The 13,188-nt window shown below is 43.7% G+C and carries 12 protein-coding genes and 1 pseudogene; 4 read left to right on the top strand and 9 right to left on the bottom strand.

The window, feature by feature from the left end; translation table 11 throughout:
- Window positions 1-37: 37 nt before the first annotated feature.
- From AC1TPC_RS04630 to AC1TPC_RS04600, 7 genes are all read right to left on the bottom strand, one after another.
- Window positions 38-460 (bottom strand): DUF2487 family protein, encoded by a 423-nt coding sequence (locus AC1TPC_RS04630; RefSeq protein ID WP_482065689.1) that lies wholly within the window; start codon window positions 458-460, stop codon window positions 38-40.
- Window positions 461-655: 195 nt separating this feature from the next.
- Window positions 656-838, bottom strand: a complete 183-nt coding sequence (locus AC1TPC_RS04625) for an IDEAL domain-containing protein (protein WP_169081707.1) — start codon at window positions 836-838, stop codon at window positions 656-658.
- Window positions 839-860: 22 nt separating this feature from the next.
- On the bottom strand, window positions 861-1,367 hold the full coding sequence (locus AC1TPC_RS04620) for a gamma carbonic anhydrase family protein (RefSeq protein WP_482065688.1): 507 nt from the start codon (window positions 1,365-1,367) through the stop codon (window positions 861-863).
- A gap of 102 nt (window positions 1,368-1,469) precedes the next feature.
- Window positions 1,470-2,645, bottom strand: coding sequence for a hypothetical protein (locus tag AC1TPC_RS04615; RefSeq protein ID WP_482065687.1), 1,176 nt, complete (start codon window positions 2,643-2,645; stop codon window positions 1,470-1,472).
- Between the two features lie 198 nt (window positions 2,646-2,843).
- Window positions 2,844-3,422, bottom strand: a complete 579-nt coding sequence (locus AC1TPC_RS04610; RefSeq protein WP_482065686.1) for a histidine phosphatase family protein — start codon at window positions 3,420-3,422, stop codon at window positions 2,844-2,846.
- 71 nt (window positions 3,423-3,493) lie between these two features.
- A complete protein-coding gene (locus AC1TPC_RS04605; RefSeq protein ID WP_482065685.1) occupies window positions 3,494-4,093 on the bottom strand; it encodes an anti-sigma factor in 600 nt (199 codons plus the stop codon).
- Window positions 4,090-4,686 carry an RNA polymerase sigma factor gene (locus AC1TPC_RS04600; RefSeq protein ID WP_169081711.1) on the bottom strand — a complete coding sequence of 199 codons (597 nt, stop codon included), beginning with the start codon at window positions 4,684-4,686 and terminating at the stop codon, window positions 4,090-4,092. The genes AC1TPC_RS04605 and AC1TPC_RS04600 overlap by 4 nt, the downstream gene beginning before the upstream one ends.
- A 530-nt stretch (window positions 4,687-5,216) precedes the next feature.
- Here AC1TPC_RS04600 and AC1TPC_RS04595 point away from each other — a divergent pair.
- Genes AC1TPC_RS04595 through AC1TPC_RS04585 form a run of 3 tightly spaced genes read left to right on the top strand, consistent with a single transcriptional unit; the run spans window position 5,217 to window position 9,077 of the window.
- Window positions 5,217-6,749, top strand: a complete 1,533-nt coding sequence (locus tag AC1TPC_RS04595; protein ID WP_482065684.1) for a spore germination protein — start codon at window positions 5,217-5,219, stop codon at window positions 6,747-6,749.
- A gap of 40 nt (window positions 6,750-6,789) precedes the next feature.
- Complete coding sequence (locus AC1TPC_RS04590; protein WP_482065972.1) at window positions 6,790-7,884, top strand: GerAB/ArcD/ProY family transporter; 1,095 nt, start codon at window positions 6,790-6,792, stop codon at window positions 7,882-7,884.
- Between the two features lie 5 nt (window positions 7,885-7,889).
- A complete protein-coding gene (locus AC1TPC_RS04585) occupies window positions 7,890-9,077 on the top strand; it encodes a Ger(x)C family spore germination protein (RefSeq protein WP_482065683.1) in 1,188 nt (395 codons plus the stop codon).
- Window positions 9,078-9,260: 183 nt separating this feature from the next.
- Here the strand turns inward: AC1TPC_RS04585 and AC1TPC_RS04580 are convergent, their stop codons facing one another.
- Window positions 9,261-9,749: a CBM96 family carbohydrate-binding protein gene (locus tag AC1TPC_RS04580; protein ID WP_482065971.1), complete on the bottom strand. Its 489-nt coding sequence runs from the start codon at window positions 9,747-9,749 to the stop codon at window positions 9,261-9,263.
- A gap of 141 nt (window positions 9,750-9,890) precedes the next feature.
- Window positions 9,891-11,054, bottom strand: a pseudogene (locus AC1TPC_RS04575) (family 8 glycosyl hydrolase); the annotation flags it as partial.
- A 542-nt stretch (window positions 11,055-11,596) separates the two neighbouring features.
- Between AC1TPC_RS04575 and AC1TPC_RS04570 the strand changes: the two are divergent.
- On the top strand, window positions 11,597-12,928 hold the full coding sequence (locus AC1TPC_RS04570; RefSeq protein ID WP_482065682.1) for an ArsB/NhaD family transporter: 1,332 nt from the start codon (window positions 11,597-11,599) through the stop codon (window positions 12,926-12,928).
- Window positions 12,929-13,188: the final 260 nt, after the last annotated feature.

Here is a 13,188-nt window from a genome sequence, read left to right as displayed (position 1 = left end):
CAAATTTTGATCATATTATACGGCAAATTCAAGAAGTTTATGTAGCTTGTCCGCTCCATAATGATCGAATACTATTCGATACATCCGCTTGAAGCGGCAATTGGCCTTCATCTGTCGGCCGAAAGCATAGATCAACAGACGGACTATCGACGACGAGCTCCATATTTGGCGTAACTACGATGACGTAACGGAAGCCTGCCTGCTTCACCGATGCGCACCACTGCTCGACATGAGCTGCAAAATTTTCGCTATCGCAAACGTAATGCCAGGCTGGATAAGTGACCACTCGTCCTTTAAACGGTATTTCAATTAAATCGAGCAAATCCCTAAGCCGCTCAAGCCGCTCTGTCGCCTCGTAAGGCTGCATTGGGTCAACCATTCCGGTTACCGGCAGCAGGCAGGTGTCCAAATAGGGACTAAGCTCCTCCCACTGCTCCTTCGAAATTTCACTGAACTTCATCCTTTAACACTCACTCCTTACATAATAACAGCATTCACCAACATGACTGCTTCTATGTTAACTTTATTTCTGTGGATTGCCAAATGCTATATTCCGAAAAAAAAGCTTTCCTGCCCATGAAGTGAACGAATACGTTCACTTAGGAAGGAAAGCTTATTGCGATCATCGCCAAAAAATAGTCTAGTACGACGAACGCTATTTTTTGAGAGCATTCAACTGTTTCGCGAGACGGTAAAACGTATCCTCGTCACCTGCGGCCAGTGCTTTGTCTATTGCCGTATAGATTTGATTGGTTTGAAATTTCAATACCGCATCGTCCAGCACAAATTCTGCGGCCAAACCTAGCATCGCTTCATACGCTACTTTCATTTTGTCCATAGGATACACCTCCAAACCGGCGTTAAGAGATCCTATATTCTATTCCCTTTGTCACGTAGCTCTCCATCGTCTTTCTCATGCGCTGTAGATCGTCCTCTGTCAATTCTCTTACGACTTTGGCGGGTGAACCGATAGATAGAGTATAGGGTGGTATTTTTTTATTCTCTGTAACAATCGAACCGGCTCCTATTAAAGCATATTCACCAATGTCTGCGCCGTTAAGTACGATTGCCCCCATTCCAATTAATGTGCCTTTGCCTATCGTGCAGCCGTGTATAATAGCGGCATGTCCGATAGATACCTCATTATCTAGTATTAAAGGCTGATTTGTATTCAAGTGACCGACGACACTATCTTGTATGTTGCAGCTGTGACCAATCTTTATAGGAGCGAGATCTCCCCGCAGCACCGCATTAAACCAAACGGTGCTTTTCTCCCCGATCGAAACATCGCCAATAATCTTGGCGCCTTCTGCTATGTACACATCATCATGAATGTTTGGCATTATGCCTTTGTAAGGTATCAACATCTTTTTATCCGCTCCTCTGCTCCTTCAAATATAAGTAGTACGCCAAGCTTTATCCTAAACTCTAGCTTATATTTGAGTGTACACCAAGAGCGGATAAAAAAGTCATCGCAGCGTTATCGGTCCGGATTCCTCTATGCTGACGCCAGACACGATGGCTCTGCCCGCTTTCGTCATTTTTACAACAGTCCCATAGACGGGATGCTCGCCAAGCCGCAGCAGTCCTAAATGAACCATCATCGTCATGACGCGCTGTTCCAGGATCGTATTTGCATCGTCATAATAGTAAGGCTTAATGAACGGAACGAGCACGCTTCGCAGCGATTCCACAGTCACCCATTCGTCTGCAAGTGCGTGGATCCAATGTACGAGTGATAGCAGATGCGTAATCGGTGACTTATATAGCTTCAGCCAAAACCGATAGATATGCTCTCCTTCGCCAGAAGGCTTGTTTAATATGCGTTCCTCTCCAGCACCGGTGACCGTCAGTATCGATTCATTCTCGCTAATATACTTAGCGTAATAGCAATAATCGTAGATGAAAGACATTCGATTCGGATACTGGTTGAAGTGCCTGCCATAGCCAAAGCGCCAAGCTCCTTTGGCTGGAAGCTCCTCCTGAACGCCGAACTGATCAAGCAGCTGAATCGTAAATCTTTTGTACATCGAGCCATCTGCCGTTAGCTGAACTTCATTGTGCCGTATGTAATGAAGCAATTGTGTCATATCTTCTTGAAGCAGCATTTGCTCATCCCGGTAAACAGGCGGCTCGTCGGTGTATTGCAGGTTCGCGGCAAATCGCTTTGCCAGCGTATTGCGAAACCTGGCTTTCATATCGATGGGCACCTGGAACAAATACCTGCTCGGACCACTGAATCCGTTAAACAACCAGCCCTGGTGCTTAAACTTTGCAATCATTTCCCTTGGGCTAAGCGGTTTATCGACTGCTTCCGCCTGTTTTTTTGCTCGTTTTGATTTTTTGGGCGGCTCTGGCTCCGGTTTAACAGTTTCTTCCCCGAATCTGCTTTGCTGCACACGAGCGATCAAGTCCTCCAGACTAAAGGAGTTTCGCGCTTCGAACAGCAAGGAATTCAGGAAACGTAAATCCTCCAGCTTCATGCTGCTTATTTGCGCTTCAAAGACATCATTCCGACTTACGGTAGAGAGAATGGACTGTATCAAATCGTTTTTGGAATTTCCGTTGCACTCGCAACGGTAAACATCAGCAATTCTGCTAAGCTGTTGAATGTCTGCATAACCTAGCATATCCGATAAATTCATAGCTCTCTCCTTTCTGCAAAAGCCGCTTTATCTGCTGCTATTGGCCCGAATCGTAAGCGTACTGTGTAATGGATAAGCGTCAATTAATATCATTATGGGAAAATATCTATTTTTTTATAACCTAGTTTGCGCGGAGTTTGAACAAAAAAAAGAGTCTCGCCTTCATAGTGATGAAGTCGAAACTCTTTGACGATCCGTTTATGGATTTAAATGCAAGGTGCAGTTGTAGAGCTGCGGATGCCATTTCTCATTCCTATGCTCTAAAATCGAGTAAGAAAGGTTGGATAAATGCTGATCTTCAAGCTCTGTGCAAAGCTCTGCCAGCAATTGCGCAAGGAAGCTGCCATGAGATACAACGAGCAAGTTCCGGTCAGGTTGCTCAACCTGCCATTGTTGTAGTGCGCATATGCCGCGGGCTCTAACATCAGCATCCGGCTCAACACCCTCAGCTGCGTTTCGCCAATCCTTGCCCCAGCGAGCATGGCGCTCCTGCTCCTTCGTTCCTTCAACCTCACCAAAGTAACGTTCTCTAAGTCGCGGATCGCTATCCAGCAATGGCAGCTCCAGCTTCTCCGCTATGATCTGCGCGGTCGCGTATGCACGCAATAGATCGCTGGACACGACAGCATCCCAAATTCGTTCTTCACCGCTAAGCCGCTCAGCTAATGCGATGGCTTGCGCTATTCCCTCTTTATTAAGCGGTATATCGGTCTGTCCTTGAATTTTCCCTTCGGCATTCCAATCCGTCTTGCCATGACGTACTAATCCAATCAACAATTCTATATCCAGCTCCTTTTTCATGATAGATACAACAAAAAGCTCCCGAAGGAGCTTTACGAAAAACACCATTAACTGCGCGTTCTTGACAGCCAGTTTAAAATAAGCAGCGTCATAATAATGCCAAGCAATGACAATGCCACATAGTATTGCGGAAAGGCAGGCATAACCTTTAGAACAAATGGATCACTGATGCTGGCAACTGGAACCTCAGCATAAAATCCAGCAGTCACTACCCCTTCGCCAGAAGCGTTCGCCGTATCCATCAATCCGCTTAGCTCGGCAACTTCCGCTAGAGAGCCTCCCTGGTTATCAAATATGAATACAAAAAATGCACTAGCAAACATAGCCATGCAAGCTGCAATGATTAACGCAAGATTTCGACGGAATGATTTGGAGAAATGATAGCTTTTGTGCGAAACAGGCATCAACCAGGATTCCTCCGCATAAATGCGATCCATTACGCTGCGATTTACATGCTCGGTCGGACCTAAAGTATCCTCTTCCTCCGAAAGAAAGCGGATCATATCTTCGCTCTCTTCCCAAAGACGGAACTGTTCCGCACATTCCGTGCATTCCTGCAGATGAGTGTCTATCGCCAGACGATCCTCATCATGCTCAGATAAATCCCAATATTCGCCGAATTTGTCTTGCGCATCGTTGCAATTCATCTCGTATTCATCCCTTCGAATTCTTCCATCATCGGCGTTTGTCCGAAATATGGCTCTAGCTGCGTCTTTACGCTTGCTCTGGCTCGGAAAAGCAATGATTTAACAGAACTGACCGTTTGTCCCAAAATATTAGCGATTTCTTGATAGTCCAGCTGGTCATATTCCCGAAGAATAAGTGCTGAGCGTTGTTTCTCTGGCAGATTGTTTATCGCTTCGCGTACCATTGCCATTCGTTCATTCCGCAAAACATGCTGCTCCGGTACCGCATCAAGCGCAGCAACAGGCTCGAATCCGGATTCATCAAGCGATACATGTGCTGATTTTTGCTTGCGGAGCTCGCTGAGCACCGTATTTCGAGCTATCGTATATAGCCATGTCGAAAAAGAAGCATCCAGCTCACGAAACGAATGTAGACTGCGATAGGCTTTATAAAAGGTTTCGGAGCACAAATCCTCAGCCAGCAGCTCAAGCTTCGCACTCTTCAGCATATGATATATAAAAGCTAATATTTTACGTTGATAGCGCCGCATAAGCTCGGAATACAGCTCGACATTGCCATCCTTTATCTCACGTATTAATTGGGAATCAGTCATGACAGGCGAACCTCCTCCACCTGCGGATTATTCCCGGACCGCCATATTACATTGTACCGGCCGGGGAACGAAAAGTTGCGGTCATTATCATAAAAAATTCTAAAAATACGAGTATACATATTATTCGTGTCTCAAAGGCAAATTCCTGCTTCATTCGACAAAAGGATAAAATACAATATTTTTACAAAAAACGATTAGCTTTTTTTCATTTCCTTCCCCCTCAGGCAGACGCATTACCCTTAAAAAGTATAATAGCCTTACAACCTATGTATGCCTTTGTAAAGATAAAAAAACGTTCATGAGGAGCTTGACGACCCTGAGACCTGTCAGTCGCCGCGGGATCAGCGATCATCCGAGCAATTCAAAATGTAAGGAATCATACCTAACGGATTACAAATCCTTACAAAGATGATTAATTATTTTGCATAAATTAGACGTAATAAATCAATAATACCAAGGAAATCTAATACATTTCTTTGGAGAGAAGGAAGATTACCATTATCCGTTTCTTTAAGAATAAACAAAAAAAAATGCTCCCTCAGTCTGCCACAACATTAGATTTTGATAGCCCTGTTGAGTATTTAAGCCAAAATATTGTTGAGAATGAGACGCTCTTTAAAGATGTATTTCGCAATTGCTCCGACATCCAGCTCCGCCCTATTCAGATCCATGAACAGTTGAAGATCTTGATCATTTTTGTAGAAGGTCTAATTGACGTTCAGACTCTGGATAAAATCATTCAAAAACCGCATTTATTCCAAGATAAGATGCAAGGTGATATCGCTGAAGAAATAAAGAAGGAAGCGACCGCAATTGCTTCAACCAAAACAGCAGCAACGACATCCGAAATCATTAAAGCGATCTTAAAAGGAAATGTTGCCATTCTGATTGATGGTGAAGCAACCGCATTGCTTGCTGATATCGCAAGCTCTGAGAAGCGAGCTATTCAAGAGCCAAGCTCCGAGGTAACTCTCCGCGGACCGAGGGAGGGGTTTACAGAGTCACTGCGGGTGAACACAAGTCTTGTCCGAAGAAGAATTCAATCACCGCGCCTGAAATTGGAATCCATCATTATCGGAGAGCTATCCCAGACGGTTGTCTCAATCGCTTATATTGAGGGGATTGCCCAGGAATCAATCATTGATGAGGTGCGGGAAAGACTGTCTAAAATTGAAATTGATGCCCTTCTTGGGTCAGGATACATTGAAGAATTTATTGAGGATGCCCCTTTCTCCCCGTTCCCGCAGGTGCAAAATACGGAACGGCCCGATGTGACTGCGGCCGCCCTGCTGGAAGGTAAAGTTGCTATTATGGAGGATGGCTCTCCTTTTACGCTAATCGTTCCAATGACGTTCTGGGTGTCGCTGCAATCGGCTGACGATTATTATGAGCGGTTCTTCTATTCGACGGCCATTCGCTGGATCCGCTATGTTCTATTATTAATCTCGCTGTTATTGCCTTCAACTTATGTAGCGATCATTTCCTATCATCCGCAGCTGATGCCGACAAATCTACTGCTCAGCATCGCCGTCGCAAGGGAACCAAGTCCATTTCCAGCCGTTATTGAGGCGTTTATTATGGAATTTACATTCGAAGCCTTGCGTGAGGCAGGAGTTAGGTTACCAAGAGCTGCCGGCTCAGCAGTCAGCATAGTTGGTGCGCTGGTCATCGGGCAGGCTGCTGTACAAGCAGGCATCGTCTCTGCACCTATGGTTATCGTTGTAGCGGCTACTGGTATTGCATCATTTACAATTCCGCGCTACAACTTTGGAACCTCGTTCCGTTTGCTCCGTTTTCCGCTCCTGATTTTATCGGGAATGATGGGTTTTTTCGGCATTGCATTCGGAATACTTTTTGTGCTGATTCATCTTGTCAACTTAAATTCATACGGCGTACCGTACTTCTCTCCGGTTGCTCCCAGGTATAATGGCGATTTGAAGGATGTACTCGTGCGCGCGCCGCGCTGGGCTATGTTTAAACGTCCGGCATTCTCAAGAAAAAACAAAAAACGTCTTTCGCCAAGTCCGATGCCAAATACGAAGCCTGCTCAAGACAACGAATGATGCATCTCACTACAGGAGAGAAGGAATAAAAGTGAAGAATATGAGTTTATCTGGAAACCAGCTTTTTTGGTTGATCTTTACGATGCAAACGGGAATGTGTCTGCTGCTTAGCATCACACCGACCATCAGTCATGCTCATCAAGATGCTTGGATTTCCGTTTTGGTCGCAGGCTTAGGATCATTAATCGTAACCTGGATTACAGTCACGCTGTGTATGCGCTATCCGAATTTAACACTGATCGAATTTAGCCGCACCATTCTCGGAAAGTGGTTAGGAAGCTTGATTGTCATTCCTTACTTGATCAAATGGTATTCTATTTTAGGCGCTATTTTGCGGCAATGTTCCGACTTCCTGCATTTGATGTTGTTTGATAGAACTCCCTTTTGGGTGTTGATCTTAATGATCGTAATACTGCTCGTATACGTTACGATCACAAGAGGTGTAGAAACCATCGCGAGATGTGCAGAAGTCATTGGGCCTCTCCTGATCGTAACCTTGTTGATTATTTTTATCCTTTCCTTCAAATACATGGATTGGCACAAGCTGCTCCCGGTCTTGGTTGATAACAAGGCTATCGATATTTGGAAGGGATCGCTGCCTCCGATGAGTTTTTTTGCCGAGTCCACTATTCTGACCATGCTGATTGCATTTATGACCAAACCAGCTGCTTCTATGTCAAAAGCACTTCGTGGTTCAATTGTCGCCTTTATGATGATATGGATCATTACGATATCTGTTGTCATTTCATTTGCCCAATTGGCTGGAGGAATGAGGTATCCTTTTTTTGTAATGACCGGCTTTATTTCAACCATGGAGTTTATTCAAAATATTGACGCTTACGTTGTAATTATTTGGTTCTTCAGTGTATTTATTAAATTGGCCTTGTATGTTTTCGCTGCAAGCTACGGTACGGCGCAATGGCTGGGCATTAAAAATTGGAGAGCGGTAATATGGTTCGTCGTAGCGGTCGGCTATGTTATTGCGGTCTCTTTCAAAAATGTCGATCAATCCTCCATCGATTATCCGACTATGTACCGAATCCCATTTGATTTTCCAATTACGGCAATCGCCATCCCTGTTCTACTGCTTGTGGTGAGCCTTTTTCGCAAAAAAACGGCAAAAGAAGGAGGTTGACCTGCTTGAGAAAAGTCATGGGATTCGCCAAGCTGCTTCTCTGCATATCTATGATCTCTTTAACCGGCTGCTGGGATCGCAAGGAGCTTAACGATCGTGCAATCCTACTGGGATGGGGAATGGACTACAAGGATGGCAGTTACCATGCTACAGCTCAGCTAGCGACAACATCTCAATTCAGTGCAGAACAAGGAGGAGCAGGTAAAGGAAGCTCATTTGTCACTTCGGTTGGAAAAGGAAAAAATATTAGATCTGCCGCTGACGATATGGATTTAAGGCTGTCTCGTTCTTTGTTTGCGGGACATCGGAGATCGATCTTGATTGGTGAAGATCTTGCTAAGCATGGAATTGCTAAAGTTATCGACGAATATTCGCGCTATATTATCGTGCGCTTGCGTACCGATATATTTATCGTAAAGGGCGGAACCGCTAACGATATACTTAAACAGCAATATCCATTCGAACGGGTTCCTGTTTTAGGTATTTTCAAGATCCACTCTCATCTCGTCGCAGGAGCCGAAACCGCTTTGCGGGATTTTTTGATTGCCGCTTCATCGGAAGGAAGTACCCCGGTATTGCCGGTGCTCCAGATATTGAAAAATGTAGAAAAAGAAAATAAAAAAAATAAAGCGAATGAATCAACTATTCTTTTTGCCGGGATCGCAGCATTTGATGATGAGTTGAAATTAATCGGATATCTGGATGCTAAAACTAACGCAATGCGGCATTGGATTATGGGGAATATAAAGGATTTATCTTTGACGCCTGACGTTCCAGAACAAAATGGCAACATGTCCGTCGACTCTAGGCAATTAAAGAGTGATGTCTCAGTTGCACTTAATGGAGATAACGCTACCATCAAAATTCGGCTTTCTGGCAACGGAAATATACTCGAGAACAACACGGATCTGGATCTCGCTAAGTCTTCCAATATTTTGCTCATGCAGAAAGCTTTAAACAAAGATATCGAAAAGGAAGCGTTGAAGGCGGTCCAAAAAGCGCAAAAGTTAAATGCTGATGTTTTCGGGTTCGGTCAAATCGTACATCGAAAATACCCGCATCGCTGGAAAACGATGCAAAAAGATTGGAAACAAACGTTTGGCCGAGCAAAGATTGAGGTTACCGCGAATATAGTCATTAGGAAGACGGGGCAAATCGGCAAACCTCTTCGTTTGAAACCGGAGAAGCATTAATGCATGCTGACCGCTTATAAAATCCGACCATTCAGACGATTGGAATCACGCTGCCATTTCAATATAAACCGATAAAGGGCAGCTCCGCAAAATGAAACGGGCTGCCCTTTTTTAGTACAATTACCATTTCGACTTACGAATGTTTACAATTTGAACGTATTTGCCTGAAGTCAATTGAACTGTCTAGCCTCCGTTGATGATAAGCACCGGACGCCGTGACGCTGTCGTATTCTCTTTAGAAGCGATATCAGCTCCCGCATCCTCGGTCAGTCCGATTATTCGGAACGATATAGTAGTGCCTGATGAACTCTTAACGAAGGAGGTAACATCCAAATCGACATAAGTCCCTCCTGAGCTCGCGGTTGCTGATCCTAAGGCCGTACCTGACGTTGTTGGCTGATTCGAATAATTAATCGTTGATTCCGTCCAAGAATTCGTCGTTATTCCTATTGCCTGCAATGGGAACGAGCTAGTATTGCTATGAAGACTGTTCACATATACCCTCAATACAGCAGAGTTCACTGCACCTATAATGGTTGATTTATTGAATTTCAAATACGCGTTCCGATCAAAGGATGCATTCGTTGTTCTTTTCTTAATGGTGAGGGTCGCTTGAGTGCCATAATTATCTCCGCTATATGTGCCGCCTCGTACAAAGCTATCTTCCGTCACCGCAAGGCTTGCGCCTGGATTGTTAGGACCTGGAGTAGTGGTTGGACTTGGTGTTGCAGTCGGTGTTGGTGTTGCGGTTGGTGTTGGAGTCGGTGTTGCCGTTGGGGTAGGTGTATTCGTTGGACTAGGCCCTCCGCTTCCTGGTTTCCACCAGTTGCCTGAGATATAGAGCAGGTTAAGCAAGTTAAAAGAATCGCTAAAATAGCTGGATTTCGCATTCTTCATCCAGTCCCAGCCTGCGTTGACCCATGCCTGATGACTTGTGCTCGTTGTCGCAGCAGAAATCAATGGCGCGGTAAATACGGCTTCACTATACGAGTTGAGAGCTGTACCGCTTAACGTATAGCCTGCTTTAACTCCTGATGGAGAACCGCCTGTCTTGCCTTTGATCCATACCGCCATTTTATTAGCGATTGTTTTGGACCTTGTGTCTCCATAAAGAGCGTAATCCATTACGATCCGCAGTGGTACGCGAGAAGCATTATAATAGAACTGATTCGTTTCTTTAAATTCATCCAAATAATTCTCAGGTGCCGGCTTAGCTGGATTACCTACAATAAAATCAGAAATCAAACCCGTAGACGGTGAATACGTATTGCTGACTTGCGAATAAGCCGTATACAAGCTGTTAATAACATTTATCCAGGTTTGATCGCCTGTAACATCATAAAATGCGCGAAGATGACTCAGCATCCAATCAGATGGTCTTGAATTTGCTGCGCTCTTCGTATCCCAATCACCAAGATTCAGCCGATTGCCGTTTGTAACGTTGCTGGATTTGATTGCATTAATCATTTTCTTGGCTTCATTCAAATAATGGACAGAGCCGCTTGAGCCCCATTGATTATGCGCCAAAACGAGTGAGTAAGCGATGTCCAAATCTCCATCCGTTGCGGAGCCGAAATGGCCTTGCGCATTTTTGCTGTCCGCAACTACCCAGCCCATTAAGCTTGAATTGCCAGAGCTTTTGAACGCTCTTGCAGTTTTGAACATTCCGTCAAAGATAGTCTTTGCATTTGAATCATGTCCTGCCATCAATACGGTGATAACCATTCCGAAGCCCTGACCCTCAGAGGTACCCAGCGGATTGAAGCCATCCGCACTGCCTGTAATGTCTCCTTTTACGTAATATCCACCAGGAAGAGATGACAAGTTGTTTTTGACGTACTTGCCTTTCCAGTAATTATAATACGATGAGACTGAAGAGTTCATTGATGATTGACTGACATGGTTAGGTTTGATAATACCTGGATAGCTGACCTGCTGTGGGAACGGTCTCAATTCTCCAGCAGCCCGTACGGTTTCTTTGAACGATGAAGGAACCTGAGACATCCCTGCCACGATGATCGTTGCAAGCCCGATTACTGCCGCCTTCTTAATCGTACTACCCAAACGAAAAACGTTTTTGTACATCATTTCGCCTCCTTCAATAATTTAAGCGCTTTAACTTTGGTTAAAAATAAAAGCATTCTTACTGTGCTTTTTTTCTCTTCCCATTCATTTAAGCGCTTTCGATACAAAGTGTATCACAAAGTAAACTGGTTGAAAATGTCTTTTTTAATGATATTTATGAATGACATCCAATGATGAAAATAGTCATCTATCCATTGTCGGTAACTATCATTACGAGACAAATATCTTCAATTGATACTCGCGCATTTTAATAGGAATAGGGACATTGGCCAGTACGAATGATCTGTCTTGTACGTATACATACATTATATTAATACTATTAAATACAACGATAGAGGAGGCTATGCCTATTCCCTAGCAAAGCAACTGGGACGGAAGTAAGCGTGATTAACTACCTAGAGAGAAAACTTCTATCCACGAAATGAGGTTTAAGCATGCACGATTTAATGATTATCATCACACTTTGTTCCTTCCTCTTAACGATTGGCTTTATATTTTGGCGTCCCCATGTTAACGAAGCGATTCCAGCAACGATTGGCGCTTTTTTTGTTCTTCTCAGCGGCAGTGTTTCTCTAGCAGATCTTGGACAAATTACAGAAACGATAAGCGGAGCCGCTATTACCATTATGGCAACCATTGTTATGGCTATTGTATTAGAGAGCTTTGGCTTCTTTTATTGGGCGGCAGAGCTTCTTACGAGAAAAGCAAAAGGGTCCGGCATTCGTCTGTTTTGGTTAACGAATCTATTTTGTTTTCTCATGACCCTCTTTGTCAACAATGACGGAAGCATATTAATTACAACACCTATTTTATTGCTTTTGCTTAAAAATATGGGACTAAAAAATGCGCAAAAAATACCTTATCTATTATCAGGCGCTTTAATTGCGACAGCATCAAGCGCTCCCATCGGCGTTAGTAATATCGTAAATTTGATCGCATTAAAAATCGTTCATATGGACCTTTACATGCACACAGCGATGATGTTTGTCCCAGCATCTTTAGGGCTTATCCTTTTGACCTTGCTGCTCTTTCTTACGTTTTACCGCATTCTCCCCAAAAAACTGCCAGAGGTTAAGAAATGGAATTTGATCCCTGGAAGCCATCCTTTAAAAGAAGTCGTCCAACTTGAGAACCGCAACAAATTTATGCGCAACATCCTCATTTTCGTATTTTGTGTTCGAATTAGCCTATTTGTTGCCTCCTATCTCCACTTCCCGATCTCGTTAATGGCAGTAATCGGATCATCCTTGTTGTTAATATGGCGCTGGTACTATTTGAAAATCCCACCATCCGATATGCTGAAAAAAACACCATGGTATATTCTCCTCTTCGCCTTTAGCATGTATGTAATCATTTTCGGCTTAAACAATATCGGATTAACAGAGTGGCTTGTTGGGCTTCTACAGCCATTTGTATCAAGCAGTTTGCTGAATGCTAGTGTATTTATGGGTATTTTGTTAAGTATTCTATCGAATCTATTTAACAATCATCCTGCTTTAATGGTGGGAACGTTAACCTTGATGGATATGGGACTTGATCCATTAACGCTAAAAATCGCTTATTTAGCGAGTGTAGTGGGCAGCGATATCGGTTCACTTCTATTGCCAATCGGAACGCTTGCTACTTTAATGTGGATTCACATCGTTAGAAAAGGCGGAGTAAAAATAACCTGGGGTCAATATTTGAAGGTCACTGCGCTCGTCATCCCCATTACCGTCATTATCACTTTAGTCCTCTTGTCGTATTGGGTTTCATGGATGTTTTAATGAAGAAACTTAACGTAATAACCTTTGTTTCAGTACCCTCAAGCCATGCATCCTATTTTATAGATAAAAAAAAATGACCTCCCAATAAGGAAGAAGTCATCAAAAAGAGGTTCTATGCACATCTTATTTTATGCGAAAAGGAATGGAAGAGTATGGGTTCTTTGCGTGATTCAATAAATCAATTAAAAAAATACGATTGTATAGCTGATTCCAAACAACAGCCCGCCAAGCGCAAATGCACTTGACGGGCATATTCAACT

This window comes from Paenibacillus sp. Y280 (assembly GCF_056786335.1).
This window is presented reverse-complemented; position numbering and strand designations above follow the sequence as displayed.